The sequence below is a fragment of the Polaromonas sp. Polasp52 genome (genome assembly GCF_059491565.1).
In genome coordinates this window covers 1,036,372-1,053,282 of sequence record NZ_CP168513.1, presented here as the reverse complement: position 1 = coordinate 1,053,282, position 16,911 = coordinate 1,036,372, and the positions used below count along the sequence as shown (strand labels likewise).

Annotated in this window: 17 protein-coding genes; 13 read left to right on the top strand and 4 right to left on the bottom strand. The window is 65.4% G+C overall.

The features are described 5' to 3' along the window. The first annotated feature begins 202 nt into the window (after positions 1–202). The 9 genes from ACEN9P_RS04965 to ACEN9P_RS04925 all read left to right on the top strand — a co-directional run bounded on the left by ACEN9P_RS04965 (position 203) and on the right by ACEN9P_RS04925 (position 10,203). Positions 203–1,048, top strand: coding sequence for a TatD family hydrolase (locus ACEN9P_RS04965; RefSeq protein WP_495621269.1), 846 nt, complete (start codon positions 203–205; stop codon positions 1,046–1,048). Further along, a complete protein-coding gene (locus tag ACEN9P_RS04960) occupies positions 1,045–1,566 on the top strand; it encodes a DNA-deoxyinosine glycosylase (protein ID WP_495621268.1) in 522 nt (173 codons plus the stop codon). The genes ACEN9P_RS04965 and ACEN9P_RS04960 overlap by 4 nt, the downstream gene beginning before the upstream one ends. Then, on the top strand, positions 1,566–2,357 hold the full coding sequence (locus tag ACEN9P_RS04955) for a class I SAM-dependent methyltransferase (protein WP_495621267.1): 792 nt from the start codon (positions 1,566–1,568) through the stop codon (positions 2,355–2,357). Before ACEN9P_RS04960 ends, ACEN9P_RS04955 begins: the two co-directional genes overlap by 1 nt. 43 nt (positions 2,358–2,400) lie before the next feature. Then, positions 2,401–4,203, top strand: a complete 1,803-nt coding sequence (gene tfpB / locus ACEN9P_RS04950) for a type IV pilus assembly ATPase TfpB (protein WP_495621266.1) — start codon at positions 2,401–2,403, stop codon at positions 4,201–4,203. A 230-nt stretch (positions 4,204–4,433) separates the two neighbouring features. Then, complete coding sequence (locus ACEN9P_RS04945; protein ID WP_495621265.1) at positions 4,434–4,919, top strand: tripartite tricarboxylate transporter TctB family protein; 486 nt, start codon at positions 4,434–4,436, stop codon at positions 4,917–4,919. 13 nt (positions 4,920–4,932) lie between these two features. Beyond that, positions 4,933–6,444, top strand: coding sequence for a tripartite tricarboxylate transporter permease (locus ACEN9P_RS04940; RefSeq protein WP_413330946.1), 1,512 nt, complete (start codon positions 4,933–4,935; stop codon positions 6,442–6,444). A 110-nt stretch (positions 6,445–6,554) separates the two neighbouring features. After that, positions 6,555–7,535, top strand: a complete 981-nt coding sequence (locus ACEN9P_RS04935) for a Bug family tripartite tricarboxylate transporter substrate binding protein (protein WP_495621264.1) — start codon at positions 6,555–6,557, stop codon at positions 7,533–7,535. A gap of 145 nt (positions 7,536–7,680) precedes the next feature. Next, the gene (locus ACEN9P_RS04930; protein WP_495621263.1) at positions 7,681–9,291 is read left to right on the top strand and encodes a gamma-glutamyltransferase family protein; all 1,611 of its coding nucleotides are present in this window, start codon (positions 7,681–7,683) and stop codon (positions 9,289–9,291) included. Between the two features lie 9 nt (positions 9,292–9,300). Continuing rightward, positions 9,301–10,203 carry a DMT family transporter gene (locus ACEN9P_RS04925; RefSeq protein WP_495621262.1) on the top strand — a complete coding sequence of 301 codons (903 nt, stop codon included), beginning with the start codon at positions 9,301–9,303 and terminating at the stop codon, positions 10,201–10,203. Between the two features lie 35 nt (positions 10,204–10,238). Here ACEN9P_RS04925 and ACEN9P_RS04920 read toward each other — a convergent pair whose 3' ends face one another. Continuing rightward, positions 10,239–10,697, bottom strand: a complete 459-nt coding sequence (locus tag ACEN9P_RS04920; RefSeq protein ID WP_477661303.1) for an Lrp/AsnC family transcriptional regulator — start codon at positions 10,695–10,697, stop codon at positions 10,239–10,241. 34 nt (positions 10,698–10,731) lie between these two features. On the opposite strand from ACEN9P_RS04920, the gene ACEN9P_RS04915 reads away from it, so the two are divergent. Next, entirely contained in the window at positions 10,732–11,355 is a 624-nt protein-coding gene (locus ACEN9P_RS04915) for an RBBP9/YdeN family alpha/beta hydrolase (protein ID WP_495621261.1), read from the top strand. Here the strand turns inward: ACEN9P_RS04915 and ACEN9P_RS04910 are convergent. The 3 genes from ACEN9P_RS04910 to ACEN9P_RS04900 form a co-directional block, all read right to left on the bottom strand. Then, the gene (locus tag ACEN9P_RS04910) at positions 11,333–12,694 is read right to left on the bottom strand and encodes a tetratricopeptide repeat protein (RefSeq protein ID WP_495621260.1); all 1,362 of its coding nucleotides are present in this window, start codon (positions 12,692–12,694) and stop codon (positions 11,333–11,335) included. The two genes, ACEN9P_RS04915 and ACEN9P_RS04910, sit on opposite strands and share 23 nt — an antisense overlap. Positions 12,695–12,842: 148 nt before the next feature. Continuing rightward, positions 12,843–13,889 (bottom strand): M48 family metalloprotease, encoded by a 1,047-nt coding sequence (locus ACEN9P_RS04905; RefSeq protein WP_495621259.1) that lies wholly within the window; start codon positions 13,887–13,889, stop codon positions 12,843–12,845. Positions 13,890–13,923: 34 nt separating this feature from the next. Further along, positions 13,924–14,502, bottom strand: a complete 579-nt coding sequence (locus ACEN9P_RS04900; RefSeq protein ID WP_495621258.1) for an SH3 domain-containing protein — start codon at positions 14,500–14,502, stop codon at positions 13,924–13,926. A gap of 70 nt (positions 14,503–14,572) precedes the next feature. On the opposite strand from ACEN9P_RS04900, the gene ACEN9P_RS04895 reads away from it, so the two are divergent. The 3 genes from ACEN9P_RS04895 to ACEN9P_RS04885 are packed head-to-tail and all read left to right on the top strand — an operon-like array spanning position 14,573 to position 16,824. Then, positions 14,573–15,367 (top strand): SDR family oxidoreductase, encoded by a 795-nt coding sequence (locus ACEN9P_RS04895; protein WP_477661299.1) that lies wholly within the window; start codon positions 14,573–14,575, stop codon positions 15,365–15,367. Positions 15,368–15,375: 8 nt separating this feature from the next. Then, entirely contained in the window at positions 15,376–15,744 is a 369-nt protein-coding gene (locus tag ACEN9P_RS04890) for a hypothetical protein (RefSeq protein WP_495621257.1), read from the top strand. 36 nt (positions 15,745–15,780) lie between these two features. Further along, positions 15,781–16,824 (top strand): LacI family DNA-binding transcriptional regulator, encoded by a 1,044-nt coding sequence (locus ACEN9P_RS04885; RefSeq protein ID WP_477661297.1) that lies wholly within the window; start codon positions 15,781–15,783, stop codon positions 16,822–16,824. Positions 16,825–16,911: the final 87 nt, after the last annotated feature.

Sequence of the window (16,911 nt, the reverse complement as noted above, 5' to 3'; positions counted from 1 at the left end):
TTTCCTTTGTTATGTCGAGTGGGACGGGTTGACGAAAGAATGAAACCGGGGCGAAAACCGGGCCCCGTGAAGGGCTGTTCCGCCTGAAAAAAGCATAGGGTGTCCCGATTTCATTTCTGTGTCAACATCTTCATCAGGGGCTTTGCTCTTTTTCCCCTAGCTTCCCTCTCTTGACCGCACCCCCTTTGCACCCCTTTAGCGCATGACTTTCTGGATAGACACGCATTGCCACCTGGATGCCGGGGAACTGGCCGCCGACGTGGACGCGGTGCGCGCGCGTGCCGCCGCGAACGGGGTGGCGCACTGCGTGATCCCGGCCGTGGGCGTCTTCAACTTCGAGGCGGTGCGGCTGCTGGCGCACCGGTTTTCCGACAGCTATGCGCTGGGCATACATCCGCTGTGCGTGCCGCAGGCGCGTGACGAAGACTTGCGGGCGCTGGACGCGGAACTGGCCCTCAGGCGCGGCGACCCGCGGCTGGTGGCGGTCGGGGAAATCGGCCTCGATTATTTTGTGCCGGCGCTGACGGAAAGCCCGATGCGCGAGCGCCAGGAGTTTTTTTACCGCGAGCAGCTCAAGCTGGCGCGCAAGCACGGCCTGCCGGTGATCCTGCATGTGCGGCGCTCGGCCGACAAGCTGCTCAAACATTTGCGCGAGCTGGCGCCCGAGGGCGGCTGGCAGGGCATAGGCCATGCCTTTAACGGCAGCGACCAGCAGGCCGGCGAGTTCCTCAAGCTGGGTTTCAAGCTCGGCTTTGGCGGCGCCGTGACCTTTGAGCCGGCGCGGCAGCTCAGGCGCCTGGCGGTGGAGCTGCCGCTGGATTCGCTGGTGATGGAGACCGATTCGCCCGACATCCCGCCGCACTGGGTGTACACCACGGCAGCCGAGCGCGAGGCCGGCAAGCCGCAGGGCCGCAACGAGCCGGGCGAACTGCCGCGCATCGCGCAGCAGGTGGCCGAACTGCGCGGCATCCCCGAGGAGGCACTGGCGGCCGCCACCACGGCCAATGCCCTGCAGGCCTTGCCGGGCCTCAAGGCGCTGCTCGCATGAAGGCAACACCGGTATCGACAGCATTGACCGGCCTGGCGCCGCTGGTGTCGGACCGCACGCGGCTGCTGGTGCTGGGCAGCTTTCCGGGCGCGGCCTCGCTGGCGGCGCAGCAGTATTACGGCCACCCGCAAAACCATTTCTGGAAAATCCTCAAGGCGCTGTGGCCGCCCGGCCCGGCGGACACGGGCCCGGATGCCTACCGGATACGCGGCGAGTGGCTGCTGTCCAGGGGCCTGGGCCTGTGGGATGTGTACGCGGCCTGCGAGCGCGAAGGCAGCCTGGACAGCGCGATCCGCAATGCCGAGGTCAACGACCTGGCCGGCCTGCGCCGCCTGTGCCCGGCGCTGGAAGCGATTGCCCACAACGGGGGGGAAAGTTTCAAGCATTCCAGGCACACCCTGGCGCTGGGCCTGCCGGTCTACAAGTTACCCTCGACCAGCCCGGCGAATGCCTCCTGGAGTTTTGAGCGCAAACTCGCGGCCTGGCGGGAAGTTTTTGAAAAACACGGACTGGTTTGATGCAAAGAAAAGAAGCGGCCAAAAACATGACCAAAGACATGGCCAAAGAAGCGATGGAATTGCCCGAAGTCAATTTTTCGGATTACGGCGATGTGCGTTTTCTGCACCTGGGCACCGAATGGGTGCAGGGCTCCATGCTGCGCGACGCGCCCTATGACATCGAGCTGGAGTATGTGCAGCGCATGATGGCGGGCCTGCTGTTCATGGACGCGGCAACCATGCCCAAAAAGCACGCCATGCAGCTGGGCCTGGGCTCGGCCGCGCTGACCAAGTTCTGCTACAAAAAATTGCGCATGAAGACCACGGCGATTGAAATCAACCCGCAGGTGGTCACGGCCTGCCGCGTCTGGTTCAAGCTGCCGCGCGACGACCTGCGGCTGCATGTGATCGAGGCCGATGCCGCGGCCGAGATCAAAAAACCGGCGCACCAGGGCACGGTGGATTTGCTGCACGTGGACCTCTATGACCATGAGGCGGCCGCGCCGGTGCTGGACAGCGCCGATTTTTATGAAGACTGCCGCGGCCTGCTGGCTGAGAACGGCGTGATGACGGTGAACCTCTTCGGCCGCGATTCCAGCTATGTGCAGTCGCTGACGAAGATCGCCGAGGCCTTCGGCCCCGAGGCGGTGTGGGCCTTCACGCCGACGCGCGAAGGCAACACCGTGGTGCTGGCCCAGCAGGAGCCCACGCGGCCCGAGCGCGCCGCGCTCTTGTTGCAGGCCGGCGTGATCGAATCGCGCTGGGACCTGCCGGCCAAGAAGTGGCTGCGGCTGTTCAAGCCGGTGGCTTGAGGCGGGTAGCAAAAGCCATGATGGATGGGGTACAGTGCCACCCATGAGCGCCGTGACCCATCCCAAGCCCCATCGTGAAGCGCATGCGAAAAAAGGCCACGCCGGCCCGCTGGACTGGCGCATCCTGGTGGAGTGGCTGGGCGAGGACGGCGTGATCAGCGCCACCGAGGCGCAGCGCACCATCGCCCGCTGCTCGCAGGTGCAGAGCGCGCAGCCGCCGCTGATGCGGCTGGCCAGCGTGGGCATGACGCGGCTGGCCGACGGCAAGCCGCTGGACATCGAAACCATGTCGCAGTGGCTGGCGGGCCGGGCGGGCCTGGGCTACCTGCGCATAGACCCGCTCAAGGTCGACGTGGGCAAGGTGGCCGAGACCATGTCGGCCATGTATGCCGAGCGCCACAAGGTGCTGCCGGTGCAGGTCACGCCCAGCGAGGTGGTGATCGCCACCTCCGAGCCCTTCATCACCGACTGGGTGCAGGAAGTCGAGCGCCAGGCCAAGCGCAGCGTGCGCCTGGTGGTCTCCAGCCCGCTGGACATCACCAAGTTCACGGCCGAGTTTTTCGCACTGGCCAAATCGGTCAAGGCCGCGGTCAAGTCGGGCAGCGCCTCGGGTTCGGCGAGTTTTGAACAACTGGTGGAGCTCAACAAGAGCAACAAGCAGCTGGACGCCAACGACCAGGGCGTGGTGCAGGTGGTGGACTGGCTCTGGCAATACGCTTTCGACCAGCGCGCCAGCGACATCCACCTGGAGCCGCGCCGCGAACAGGGCGTGATCCGTTTTCGCATCGACGGTGTGCTGCACCCGGTGTACCAGCTGCCCATGGGCGTGCACAACGCGATGACGGCGCGCATCAAGCTGCTGGGCCGCATGGACGTGGTGGAAAAACGCCGCCCGCAGGACGGCCGCATCAAGACGCGCAACCCGCGCGGCGACGAGATCGAAATGCGCCTGTCGACGCTGCCCACGGCCTTCGGCGAAAAAATGGTGATGCGGATTTTCGACCCGGACACCACGGTCAAGAACCTGGACGCGCTGGGCTTTTCGCAGCACGACGGCGACCGCTGGGAGGCCCTGGTCAAGCGGCCCCACGGCATCATCCTGGTCACCGGGCCGACCGGCTCCGGCAAGACCACCACCCTGTATTCCACGCTCAAGCGCCTGGCCACCGAGGAGGTCAACGTCAGCACCATCGAGGACCCGATCGAAATGATCGAGGCCTCTTTCAACCAGACGCAGGTGCAGGCGCACCTGGACTTTGATTTCCCCGAAGGCCTGCGCGCGCTGATGCGGCAGGACCCGGACATCATCATGGTGGGCGAAATCCGCGACCTGCAGACCGCCGAGATGGCGGTGCAGGCGGCGCTCACGGGCCACCTGGTCTTCAGCACGCTGCACACCAACGACGCGCCCTCGGCGGTCTCGCGCATGATGGAGCTGGGTGTGCCGTCCTACCTGATCAATGCCACCATGCTGGGCGTGCTGGCCCAGCGGCTGGTGCGCACCCTGTGCCCCAGCTGCCGCGAACCCGACGAGGACGCCGCGCGCGAGACCCTGGCCGAGCTGGTCAAACCCTGGCAGATCAGCGGCGGCTACCGGCCCTACAAACCGGTGGGCTGCGTGGACTGCCGCATGACGGGTTTCTGCGGGCGCATGGGGCTGTATGAATTGCTCACGGTCACCGAGGGCTTCAAGGAAAAGGTATCCAAGGAGCCGAATATCGACGCGCTGCGGCGCCAGGCGGTCAGCGAAGGTATGCGCCCGCTTCGGCTGGCCGGCGCGCTGAAAGTGGCCGAGGGCCTGACGACCATCGAGGAAATCCTGGCCTCCACGCCGCCCCTGTCTTGAGGGCGCGCCCGCGGCCTTAACAAGGCCCCTGTTCCGGCCGTAAACACATGTTGGAGAGGGCGATACCGAGGGTTTTCACGGCTTTTCACGGCGCCCGGCCTTCCTGTAAGTGAGGGGTAAGCCAAAGATAAACGAAAGGTAAGTGAAAGCCACATGTCGGGGCAGGGGGATTGAATGCACAATCCAGCGATTCTTTCTTTTACTTTTATGTATGTATTGAGGAGACAGCCGTGAATATCAAGAGTCAAAAAGACTTTTTCTCCGGCCTCATGTTCATGGGCGTCGGCGTGGCGTTCGCATGGGGGGCTACGACCTACAACGTGGGCGAGGGCGCCCGCATGGGCCCGGGCTACTTTCCGCTGATGCTGGGCGTGCTGATGGCCATCCTGGGCGCGGCCATCACCTTCAAGGCGCTGGTGGTGGAAGCCGTGGGCGGCGACAAGATAGGCAAGTGGGCCTGGAAGCCGCTGGCCTTCATCATCCTGGCCAACCTGGTCTTCGGCGTGTTGCTGGGCGGCCTGCCCAGCATCAAGCTGCCTCCCATGGGCATGATCGTGGCCATCTACGCGCTGACCTTTATTTCCAGCATGGCCGAAGACGGCTGGAAAGTGAAAAACACCTTCATCCTTGCGACCGTGTTGGCCGTCGGCAGCTACCTCGCCTTTGTTGTCCTGCTCAAGCTGCAGTTCCCGGTGTGGCCTTTCTTCATCGGCTAAGGAGATATCAAAAATGGATCTGATTGCAAATCTCTCGCTGGGTTTTGGCGTGGCGTTCACGCCCATCAACCTGGTGTATGCCTTTATCGGCTGCCTGCTGGGCACCCTGATCGGCGTGCTGCCCGGCATCGGCCCTGTGGCCACCATCGCCATGCTGCTGCCGGCGACCTACGCCCTGCCGCCCGTTTCGGCGCTGATCATGCTGGCCGGTATTTACTACGGCGCCCAGTACGGCGGCTCCACCACCGCCATCCTGGTGAACCTGCCGGGCGAGTCCTCGTCCGTGGTGACCTGTATTGACGGCTACCAGATGGCGCGAAAAGGGCGGGCCGGGCCCGCGCTGGCCGCGGCCGGGCTGGGGTCCTTCTTCGCCGGCTGCGTGGGCACGCTGATCCTGGCGGCTTTCGCGCCGCCGCTGACCGAGCTGGCCTTCAAGTTCGGCCCCGCCGAATACTTCGCGCTGATGGTGCTGGGCCTGATCGGCGCCGTGGTGCTGGCCTCGGGCTCGCTGCTCAAGGCGATCGCGATGATCGTGATGGGCCTGCTGCTGGGCCTGGTGGGCACCGACGTGAACTCCGGCGTCGCGCGTTTCAGCTTCGACGTTCCCGAACTGACCGACGGCATCGGCTTTGTGACCATTGCCATGGGCGTGTTCGGCTACGGTGAAATCATCAGCAACCTGGCACAGCCCGAGCATGAGCGCGAGGTGTTCACCGCCAAGGTGTCCGGCCTCTTCCCGACCAAGCAGGATTTCAAGGACATGACGCCGGCCGTGCTGCGCGGCACCTTCCTGGGCTCGGCGCTGGGTATCCTGCCCGGCGGCGGCGCCTTGCTGGCGGCCTTCGCGGCCTACGCGCTGGAAAAGAAGATCCGCATGAAAAAGGGCGAAGTGCCTTTCGGCCAGGGCAATATCCGCGGCGTGGCCGCGCCCGAGTCGGCCAACAACGCCGGCGCGCAGACCTCCTTCATTCCGCTGCTGACGCTGGGCATTCCGCCCAACGCCGTGATGGCCCTGATGGTGGGCGCGATGACGATCCACAACATCCAGCCCGGCCCGCAGGTCATGACCAGCAACCCCGAACTGTTCTGGGGCCTGATCGCCTCGATGTGGATCGGCAATGCCATGCTGATCATCCTGAACCTGCCGCTGATCGGCATGTGGATCAAGCTGCTGACCGTGCCTTACCGCTACCTGTTCCCGGCCATTGTGCTGTTCTGCGCGATCGGCGTGTACTCGACCAACAACAACACCTTCGACGTCTGGATGGTCGGCATCTTCGGTGTGATCGGCTACCTTTTCGTCAAGCTGGGCTGCGAACCCGCGCCGCTGCTGCTGGGCTTCATCCTGGGCCCCATGATGGAGGAAAACCTGCGCCGGGCCCTGCTGCTGTCGCGCGGCGACTGGAGCGTGTTCGTCACGCGTCCGCTGTCGGCCGGCCTGCTGGGCGCCGCCTTGCTGCTCCTGATCATCGTGCTGCTGCCCTCGGTCAAGAACAAGCGCGAAGAGGCCTTCGTCGAGGACTGATCGCGAACCCCGGGGCCTCGGCCCCATTCGGTACAAAAGGCACCTTGGGTGCCTTTTGTTTTGCCCTTTTGGAACGTAGTCGGCCCGAAAAAACGTTGCACAATGGTGAAATGAAACGTAAACATATCATTCACCTGGCGGCGGTTTTTTCGGCAGCTTTTTCCGTGATTTTGACGGGCCCCGCCCTGGCCCAGAGCTATCCCTCCAAGCCGATCCGCATGATCGTGCCTTTCCCGGCGGGCGGCGCGACCGACATCCTGGCGCGCGCGCTGTCGCAAAAGCTGGGCGAAAAAATCGGCCAGTCGGTGATCGTCGACAACCGGCCGGGCGCGGGCGGCACCATAGGCGCGGACACCGCCTCGAAGTCGCCGGCGGACGGCTACACCTTGCTGCTGGCCACCTCGAGCACGCACAGCATAGGCCCGGCCATCAACCCGAAAATTCCCTACAACGCCGAGACCGATTTCACACCCATCGCCTATGTGGCGAGCTCGCCCAACGTGGTGCTGGTGCCCAATTCCTCGCCGTCGAAAAACATGCGGGAGTTCATAGACCATGCGCGCAAGAACCCGGGGCGGCTGAACTATGCCTCCAGCGGCAACGGCACCATCGTTCACCTGACCAGCGAGTACTTCAAGGCCCAGTCGGGCACCTTCATCCTGCACATTCCCTACCGCGGCACGGCGCTGGCCATGCCGGATCTGATCAGCGGCAAGGTCGACGTGCTCTTCGACTCCTTCGTGACCGGCATGCCCCATGTGCGGGACGGCAAGCTGCGCGTGCTCGCGGTCACCACGCTCAAGCGCACGTCGCTCGCGCCCGAGCTGCCGACGGTGGCGGAAACCCTGCCGGGCTTCGAGTCGGTCACCTGGTTCGGCCTGTACGGCCCCAAGGGCATGCCCTCAGACCTGGTGGGCAAGGTCAACCAGGCCGTCAACGCCGCGCTGGCCGATGCCGACGTGAAAGACCGTTTCGCCCGGCTGGGCGCGGAGCCCACGGGCGGCAGCCCGGCGGCTTTCGCGGCCATGGTCAGGGCCGATACCGCGAAGTGGAAAAAAATCATTGCCGAGCGGAAAATCACGGCTGATTGATTTATCCCCAGAGATTGGTTCATCCGCAGATTTACGCAGATGAACGCAGATGAAAAACCAGGCCGCGCGCCGCGTTTGTCTTTATCTGTGTTCATCTGCGTCATCTGCGGATATGAATTTCTCACCTTGAACAGCCAGCCCAATCATGAACTTCAATTTCAGCAACCCCTATACCTCCACCCGCCTGCCGCTGTTCGCGCGCAACGTCGTCTCGACTTCGCACCCGCTGGGCGCGCAGGCCGGGCTGCGCATGATGCTCAAGGGCGGCAATGCGGTGGACGCCGCGATCGCGGCCGCGGCCGCCATGGCCATCGTCGAGCCCGTGAGCAACGGCCTGGGCAGCGACGCCTTCTGCATCCTGTGGGACGGCAAGGAGCTGCACGGCCTCAACGGTTCAGGCCGTGCGCCGCAAAGCTGGACGCCGGACTACTTCAAGCGCAAATACGGCGCGGACGCGGCCGCGCCGCCCAAGCGCGGCCTGGATGCCGTGACCGTGCCGGGCGCGGTCGCGAGCTGGGTGGCGATGAGCGAGCGTTTCGGCAAGCAGCCTTTCGCCGACCTCATGGAGCCGGCCATCGAGATCGCGGAGCGCGGCTACCTGCTGCCCACCGTGGTGCAGCAGAAGTGGGCGGCCGCGACCGCCGAGCTGAAGTCGCAGCCCGGCTTTGCGCAGTCCTTCCTGCCCTGGGGCCGCGCGCCGAATGTCGGCGAGCTGTTCCAGTTCAAGGCCGCGGCAAAGGCCTTGCGCGCCATCGCCGAGACCAGGGGCGCGGCCTACTACGGCGGCGCCATTGCCGGCGCGATTGAAAAGTTCTCCGCGCAAAACGGCGGCAGCATCACGGCGAAAGATTTCGAAAGCTACCAGCCCGAATGGGTCAAGCCCATCGCCAAGGACTACCGGGGCTACACCCTGCACGAGATCCCGCCCAACGGCCAGGGCATTGCCGCGCTGATCGCGCTGGGCATCCTGGACAAGTTCGATGTGGCGGGCCTGGCGGTGGACGGCGTGGATTCCCAGCATTTGCAGATCGAGGCCATGAAGCTGGCCTTCGCCGACGTCTACAAGTATGTGGCCGAGCCTTCGTCAATGGCGGTGACGGCCGAGCAAATGCTCGATGACGCCTACCTCGCATCCCGTGCCAAACTCATAGACATGAAAAAAGCACAGGACTTTGGCGCGGGCAACCCGGTCAAGGGCGGCACGATTTACCTCACGGCGGCCGACGAGGACGGCATGATGGTGAGCTTCATCCAGAGCAACTACATGGGCTTCGGCTCGGGCTGCGTGGAGCCGGAGTTCGGCATCAGCCTGCAAAACCGCGGCCACGGCTTCAGCCTGCAGCCGGGCGCCAACCAGGTCGCGCCGGGCAAGAGGCCTTTCCACACCATCATCCCGGCCTTCCTGAGCAAGGACGGCCAGCCGGTGATGAGTTACGGCGTGATGGGCGCCAACATGCAGCCGCAGGGCCATATGCAGACGCTGGTGCGCATGCTGGATTACGGCCAGAACCCGCAGGCCGCCTGCGACGCGCCGCGCTGGCGCTACAACGCGGGCATGGAGATCAATGTCGAGGCTGCGATGGACGTGCGTACCGTGCAGGGCCTGACGGAACGCGGCCACCGCGTGGAAGTCATCAACGACTCCTACCAGGACTTCGGCGCCGGCCAGTTCATCTGGCGCGCCGGCAACCCCAAGACCGAAGGTTATGTGGCGGCCAGCGATGCGCGGCGCGACGGCCAGGCCGTGGGTTTTTAAGCGACCGTTTTGAGCAGCCCACCCCACACCGCCGCCAAAAGCCTCGCGCCCGGCCTGCTGCTGGCCACCTTCGGCGCCATCGCCTTCAGCGGCAAGGCCATCATCGTCAAGCTGGCCTACCGCTACGGCGTGGACGCGGTCACGCTGATCATGTACCGCATGCTGTTTGCGCTGCCCATCTTCGCCGTGATGGCCTGGTGGGCCAGCCGCGGCAAGGCGCCGCTCACGCGCAAGGACTGGCTGGGCGTGCTGTGGCTGGGTTTCACGGGCTATTACCTCGCGAGCTTCCTGGACTTTGCTGGCCTGGCCTATATCAGCGCCTCGCTGGAGCGGCTGATCCTGTACCTCAACCCGACCCTGGTGCTGTTGCTGGGCCTGGTCATGTACAAACGCCGCGTCAGCGCGCCGCAGCTGATAGGCATGGCCATCAGCTACTGCGGCGTGGTGCTGGTGTTCGGCCACGAGATCACCTTGCAGGGCGCGGACGCGGCCTGGGGCGCGCTGCTGGTGTTCCTGAGCGCGGTCAGTTATGCGCTCTACCTGGTCTACAGCGGCGAGATGGTCAGGCGCCTGGGCTCGCTGCGCCTGGTGGGACTGGCCACGACGGTGGCGTGCCTGTGCTGCCTGCTGCAGTTCGTGCTGCTGCGGCCTTTGAGCGCCGCCGCCGTGGCGCCCGAGGTGATCTGGCTGTCGGTGCTCAACGCCACGCTGTGCACCGCGGCGCCCGTGCTCATGGTGATGATGGCGATTGAGCGCATAGGCGCGGGCATGGCCGCGCAGACCGGCATGGTGGGCCCCATGTCCACCATCCTGATGGGCGTGCTGATCCTGGGCGAGCCGTTTACCGCCTGGGTGGCGGCGGGGACGGTGCTGGTGATCGCCGGCATCTTTGTTTTCACAAGAGGGCGTTAGCCGCGCCGTCCTGCCTTCAATCCGTAGGAATCCGATCAAGTTTTAGGCGCACGGACTATCTTCGCCGGGTAGCTCGCCAGCACGACGGCCGTCGACACAGCGCCAAGCTTCGCGAGCGCGTCAATCGTATGCTCCAGATCCGGCATTTCCGAGGCCACCACGCGCACGACGAAGCAGTCTTCCCCGGTGATCCGGTGTGCATCAATGACCTCCGGCATGGCCGCAAAAGCCTGCAGGCAGAGTGGAATTTGAGCGTGCGTGGTGCGTATGCGGATAACGGCCGAGGTCGGGTAGCCTGCCTGGCGAAGGTTGATCTTCGCCCCATATCCTTCGATCACGCCCGCTTCTTCAAGGCGCCGGATGCGTGCGGTGACGGCCGGCTGTGACAAGCCGACCTGCATTCCGAGATCGGTGTTCGTGATGCGCGCATTGAGCTGCAATGCCTCGAGAATTTTCCAGTCGAGCTTGTCAAGATCGGCCTGCTTTGATTTCATTTGCATGGGATTGAAAATTCAAATGATTTAAAGAATGGACGCACCCAATTCCTCGAACTCTCCATGGTGCGGATTCTCATTCATTTTTAGACTGGACCTCTTTTTTATAGGTGGTCAAGAAATGATGTCTCCTGTTCTGATCGTGCCCGGCATTGGGAATTCAGGTCCTTCACACTGGCAGAGCCTTTGGCAGGCGCGGGGTCCTGAGTGGCATCGACTGCAAGTCAAGAATTGGGATTACGTTGTCTGCGATGACTGGGTATCGGCCATCAGCCGGCATATCGCGTCGCTTGGGCCTGACACCCTCATCGTGGCGCACAGCCTGGGTTGCCTGGCGGTCATTCACTGGGCGGCCCGGGAAGGAAAGAAAATCAGGGGCGCCATGTTGGTCGCCGTACCTGACCCTGCCTCGGCGGCCTTTCCAGCTTCTTCAGCGATCGCCTTCTCACCCGTGCCACTCAAAAAGCTGGAGTTCCCCTGCACTGTCGTCGCCAGCACGGACGATCCCTACGGGAGTGCGTCGTATGCCCGCTCCTGTTCGAAGGCTTGGGGAGGCCGCTATGTCGAGGTCGGGCCGCGCGGGCACCTCAATTCGCAAAGCGGTCTTGGGGATTGGCCCTTCGGAATCGAATTGCTCAAGCAATTTTCAGCGAGTTGATCTCTGCCGTGGATCCTTCGCGCATTTGAGTCAATGCTTCCCTGACCCTGGCCAGGGGCGCGCTCCAGTCATCGGCTTTTTCCTGCCTGAACAGGCGCGCGCTGGGGTACCAGGGGCTGTCCTCGCGCTGGAGCAGCCAGCGCCAGTCCGGCGCATGCGGCAGCAGAATCCAGACCGGTTTGCCCATGGCTCCGGCCAGGTGCGCGGTGCTGGTGTCCACGGCGATGACCAGGTCCAGCGTGGAGATGAGCGCGGCGGTGTCCGCGAAATTTGCCAATTCCCGGCCCAGGAAGCTGACGCGGCCGTCGGCCTCGAGCGCCGCCGCGTCGGCTTCGCGCAGGTCGGGCTGCAGGCACACCGCCCGCATGCCGTCCGGCAGGGCGCGCAAAAACTGGCCCAGCGCGATGGAGCGCTGCTGGTCGCGCCGGTGCGCGGGGTTGCCGGAGCAGACGATGCCTATGCGCGGGGCCGGCATGCCCAAGCCATCCATGCGTTTGCGCCAATGCTCGATGCGCCCGGGGTCGGCCCGCAGGTAGGGTGTGGGCAGGGTCACGATTTCCCGGGTATGCAGGCCCAGCGCCAGAGGAAGGCTCATCAAGGGGCAGTGAAGGTCGAAGGGCGGCAGCGGCTGGCCGTCTTCCACAATGCGCGCGTCGGCGGCCAGGCCGGACAGTACATCACCCAGGCCGCGCTGCACCTGCAGCACCACATGCGCGCCCCGCGAGGCAACGTCGGCCGCGTAGCGGCAGAACTGCAAGGTGTCGCCGTAGCCGTATTCCGCGTGGAGCAGCACGGTTTTTCCCGCGACCGGTTCTGCTCCCAGCCACAGCGGCTGGGCAAAATGGCGGTCGTGGCTGCCGTGGCTCACTTTGGCGCGCCACTCCCATTCGGTCCAGCCCCGTTCGTAGTCGCCCAGCAGCAGGCTGGCGAAACCCAGGCCCCAGTGCGCCGGGGCATTGCCGGGGTCTATGTCCAGGATGGCCCGGTAGCGCGCGATCGTTTTGTCGTACTGGCCCTCATAGGACACATGGGTCATGAAGTCGAAGCCCGGCTGCAGCCGCAGCACCTCCCGAAGGTGAGCGCTCGCCCGGCCCATGTCGCCCTGGTCCTGCGCCAGTGTCGCCAGCATGAAATGGGCGTCGAACTGGGAGGGGTCTACTTTCAGCGCCTGTTCCAGCGCCTGCTGCGCTTGCCGGCCCTGGCCTTGTTCGCACAGCACGTAACCGAGGTTGACGAAGGCGGCGGCGTCTTGCGGGTCGGCCATGGTCGCGGCGCGGTAACACAAACCGGCTTCATGCAGCTGGCCCCTGGCCAGCAGCGCGTTGCCCTGCTTTTTCAAGTCGGTGGAGCTAGGCTTGCCGGCGGGGGACGGTGCCTGTACAGCCGTGGCGGGCCCTTCCTTGTCCTTTTTTCGTGCTTGACCCAGCCAGCTCCAGAATCCCATACCGCCCTTCAGCCCGTCCCTGAACCAGGGCCGGAGTTGTGTACTACTTCTTGGCCGGGGCTTTTCCCGCGGCGGGTGCCTGGGCACTGGGCCGGCGATTCGCGGCGCCCAGGCGCTGCGCCACCGTGACGGCCGGCTGGCCGGCATAGGCGTCGAGGCGCGTGCCCATGGCCAGCTCGAGCTGGTTCAGGCGGGTCTGTGCCGGCGGGTGCGTGCTCAGCGAGAGCGCGAACAGCGCGTCGTCGGGCGCGGCGGTGCGCAATTGCTGCAGCACCGCGACCAGGCCGTAGGGATCGAAACCGGCGCGTGTGGCCAGGGCCACACCGCTGCGGTCGGCGTCGAACTCATCCTGCTGGTCCAGGCCCTTGGTGTACATATTGCGGCCCAGCGCCAGCAGCTGCTGGGACACCATGCCGCCCAGGTCGTTCTTGAGCTGCGAGCCTATGACCTGGGTCAGCAGGCCGGCGCGCGCGCTTTTGTTCAAGGCAATCAGGTGGTGCTTGGCGGTGACGTGGGTGATCTCGTGGGCCAGGATGCCGGCCAGCTCGCCCTCGTCGGCCACGCGGTCTATCAGGCCCTTGGTGACGAAGACATAACCGCCCGGCGTGGCGAAGGCATTGAAGCCGGGGTCGTCGAGGATGGCGAAGGTCCAGGGCAGGTCGGGGCGCGAGGACTGCAGGCTGATCCAGCGGCCCAGCTGGTTGATGTAACGCTGCAGGGCCACGTCGGGATAAAGCGGCTTGCTGCCCAGCAGCACGGCGGCCAGCTGCTGGCCGATCTGGATTTCGCGCGGCTCGTCGATCTGGTCCAGCGACTGCGACAACAGCTTGAACAGGTCGCCGCCCTGGGCGGCCTGCTGGCCGCCCGGCGTGAGGCCGGCGCCCAGCAGCGCGCCGGCCAGGCCCGAGGCGGTGTTGGGTTGCGCCGGCGCCGGCTGCGCGGGCTGGTTGGGGCGTATCAGCGACTGGAACAGGCCGCCCAGCGCCTTGCCGGCGTCCTGGGCCTGGGCGCCCAAGGGCAGCAGGCCAGCCAGCAGGGCCAGGGCACAGGCCGCCTGGCGCGCCGGCTTGGGAAAGTGGTGAAGATTCATGGCGATGCCTCTTGTCTCTTGTGTGTTTTATGTCTCAGCGGCTGAACTGTTCGGTTGCTGCGCCGCTGGGCGAGGCGGCCGGTGGTGGGGCCGGCGTGGGCAGCGGGTCGACCTGGCGGCTGTTCAATGAGGCACTGCCGGCGAACTGGCGGGCCTGCGCGGCATTCACGCGGTTGGCGTCGGCCTGCGCCACGGCCGCGAGGTTGGGCTGCGCATTGGCCAGGTCTTCGGCGCCCAGGCCGCGTATGCCGACGGTGGAGGTGGACACCGTGCTGGAGGGCGCTTGCGCGCTGCCCTTGTTGAAAAAGCTCGAGAGGCTGCGCAGCGCGCCGCCGGCAGCGCCGCCCGAGGGGGCGCTGGCCGAGGTGATGTCGAACATATGGACCCAGCCGCTGGTGCCGTCGGCCATGCGTACCTTGATCCAGGCGCCCTGGCGTTCGCTGAGCCGTGTGACCGAGGTCTGGACGGGAAGCGGTGCCAGGCTGCGGGCCGAGTCGCCGGGCGCGTCGCGCAGCTGTGATTCGCGTTTGATGAGGACCGCTTCGCCCTGGGGCTGGGCTTGCGCCGGGGCGCTGAAGGCCAGCAGCCCTATGAGCAGGGGAGCGATAACCATCCCCGCCTGTGTTTTGTATTTACTCAGTATCATGAGCCGCTCTCCCCCGTGGTTGTAATGAGGAATTATTATGGATTTGGGTATTGCAGGCAAATGGGCGCTGGTCTGCGGCGCCAGCAAAGGTTTGGGCCTGGGTTGTGCGCAGGCGCTGGTGCGCGAGGGCGTGCATGTGCTGATCGTGGCGCGCGGCGAGGACACGCTGAAGGCCGCCGCTGAAAAACTCACGGCGGACAAGGCCAAACCCGCCGGCACCAGCGTTCAATATGTTGCCGCCGACATCACCACCGTGCAAGGCCGCGCGGCCGTGTTCGCGGTGCGCAAGGACTTCGACATCGTGGTGACCAATGCCGGCGGCCCGCCGCCCGGCGACTTCCGCGACTGGGACCGCGATGCCTGGATCAAGGCGGTGGATGCCAACATGCTGACCCCCATCGAACTGATCAAGGCCACGGTCGACGGCATGGCCGCGCGCGGCTTCGGCCGCATCGTCAATATCACCTCGAGCTCGGTCAAGTCACCCATCGACGTGCTGGGCCTGTCCAACGGCGCGCGCAGCGGCCTGACCGGCTTTGTGGCCGGCGTGGCGCGCAGCAAGCTCGCGGCCCAGGGCGTGACCATCAACAACCTGCTGCCCGGCGCTTTTGACACCGACCGCCTGCGCGGCACCATGAGCGGCGCCGCGCAAAAAAGCGGCCAGCCGCTGGAAGCCGTCATGGATGCGCGCCGCAAGAACATCCCGGCCCAGCGCTTCGGCACGCCCGAGGAGTTCGGCGGCATCTGCGCCTTCCTCTGCAGCACGCATGCCGCCTATATGACGGGGCAGAACGTGCTGGCCGACGGCGGGGCCTATCCAGGTACCTACTGAGCTCCGTGTTGAGCCTGGACTACCTCCACTTCGATTACGCGGAAGGCGATGAGGGCGCGGGCACGCTGGAGGCCATGGCCTCCACCTGGCCCGAGCAGGTGCCCTCCGTGCATGCCGAGGTCGTGCGGGTGCTGGCCTGGGCCCATGCGGAATTCCCGGGCCGGCGCGGCCCGCTCGAGGAAGGTTTTGACTGGGACTACAACCTGCACGGCATGCGCGAACTGACGGCGCCCGAGGCGCTGCTGTATGACGAGGCGGCGGGGCGACTGGCGGTGCAGCCTGGCGCGCCCGGCAAGGCCCGGCACACCCTGACCCTGACGCTGAGCGGCAGCGCCGGCTTTTGCGAGGCCTTCCGGCAACAGTTCGGCCTGGATTGAGTACGATGGGTGCCAAGTTAGCGTTAACATCCGGGCATGAAATCACCCTCTGAGACGCTGCGCAAGGCCAAGCGCGCCCCGCGCCCCGGAACCGGCGGCATCACCCTGAGCGACGTGGCCAGCCTGGCCGGCGTGTCGGCCATCACGGTGTCGCGCGCGCTCAACACGCCGGCGGCGGTCTCGCCCGAAACCCTGGAGCGCGTGCGCGGCGCGATTTCGCGCAGCGGCTATGTGCCCAACCTGGTCGCCGGCGGCCTGGCCTCCAACCGCAGCCGGCTGGTCGCGGCCCTGGTGCCCACCATCGCCGGCCCGGTGTTCCTGGAAACCATACAGGCGCTGACCGATGCGCTGGCCGAGGCCGGCTGCCAGCTGATCCTGGGGCAAAGCGGCTACAGCGGCGCGCGCGAGGACGCGCTGATAGACGCCATCGTGGGCCGGCGGCCCGACGGCATCGTGCTGACCGGCATCATGCATTCACCCGAAGGGCGCAAGCGCCTGCTGGCCTCGGGCATTCCCATCGTCGAGACCTGGGACATCACGCCCACGCCCATCGACATGATCGTGGGGTTTTCCCACGAGAAAGTCGGTGCGGCGGTAGCCGACTACCTGTACGGCCAGGGCTTTCGCCGGCCCGGCGTGGTCATCGCGGAAGACCAGCGCGCCTTGCGCCGCCGCGCCGGGTTTGAGGCGCGGCTGGCCGAGCTGGGCGTGCATGGCATCCCGGTCTGCACCGTGCCTGCGCCTTCATCGCTGGCCAACGGCAGAGCCGGTTTCGCCGACCTGCGCGCGCGTCATCCTGATATTGATGTGGTTTTTTGTGGCTCCGATGTCATTGCCCACGGCGTCATCACCGAGGCCCAGGCGTTGGGCCTGTCCATTCCGGGTGATGTGGCGGTCATGGGTTTTGGCGACCTCCCGTTTGCTGCTTTTACCCATCCGTCCCTGAGCACGGTGCGTATCGACGGCACATCCATAGGCCGTCAGGCGGCCCGGTTCATCCTCGACGTCGCTGAAAATCGCGACGTCGGCGCACGGGTGCGAGACCTAGGGTTTCTCATAGTAAAAAGAGCCAGTGCCTGACTTGACGCAAGGCTGGCCCTTACTCTACCATTAATTTGTTAGCGCTAACAAATTGGTTGAGACCGCAGTAGATTTGATTTCCTGTTG

Coding starts and splice junctions, on each gene's coding strand:
- ACEN9P_RS04965 (WP_495621269.1), top strand. CDS start 203: ATGACTTTCTGGATAGACACGCATTGCCACCTGGATGCCGGGGAACTG.
- ACEN9P_RS04960 (WP_495621268.1), top strand. CDS start 1,045: ATGAAGGCAACACCGGTATCGACAGCATTGACCGGCCTGGCGCCGCTG.
- ACEN9P_RS04955 (WP_495621267.1), top strand. CDS start 1,566: ATGCAAAGAAAAGAAGCGGCCAAAAACATGACCAAAGACATGGCCAAA.
- tfpB (WP_495621266.1), top strand. CDS start 2,401: ATGAGCGCCGTGACCCATCCCAAGCCCCATCGTGAAGCGCATGCGAAA.
- ACEN9P_RS04940 (WP_413330946.1), top strand. CDS start 4,933: ATGGATCTGATTGCAAATCTCTCGCTGGGTTTTGGCGTGGCGTTCACG.
- ACEN9P_RS04935 (WP_495621264.1), top strand. CDS start 6,555: ATGAAACGTAAACATATCATTCACCTGGCGGCGGTTTTTTCGGCAGCT.
- ACEN9P_RS04930 (WP_495621263.1), top strand. CDS start 7,681: ATGAACTTCAATTTCAGCAACCCCTATACCTCCACCCGCCTGCCGCTG.
- ACEN9P_RS04920 (WP_477661303.1), bottom strand. CDS start 10,697: ATGAAATCAAAGCAGGCCGATCTTGACAAGCTCGACTGGAAAATTCTC.
- ACEN9P_RS04915 (WP_495621261.1), top strand. CDS start 10,732: ATGGACGCACCCAATTCCTCGAACTCTCCATGGTGCGGATTCTCATTC.
- ACEN9P_RS04905 (WP_495621259.1), bottom strand. CDS start 13,889: ATGAATCTTCACCACTTTCCCAAGCCGGCGCGCCAGGCGGCCTGTGCC.
- ACEN9P_RS04900 (WP_495621258.1), bottom strand. CDS start 14,502: ATGGTTATCGCTCCCCTGCTCATAGGGCTGCTGGCCTTCAGCGCCCCG.
- ACEN9P_RS04895 (WP_477661299.1), top strand. CDS start 14,573: ATGGATTTGGGTATTGCAGGCAAATGGGCGCTGGTCTGCGGCGCCAGC.
- ACEN9P_RS04885 (WP_477661297.1), top strand. CDS start 15,781: ATGAAATCACCCTCTGAGACGCTGCGCAAGGCCAAGCGCGCCCCGCGC.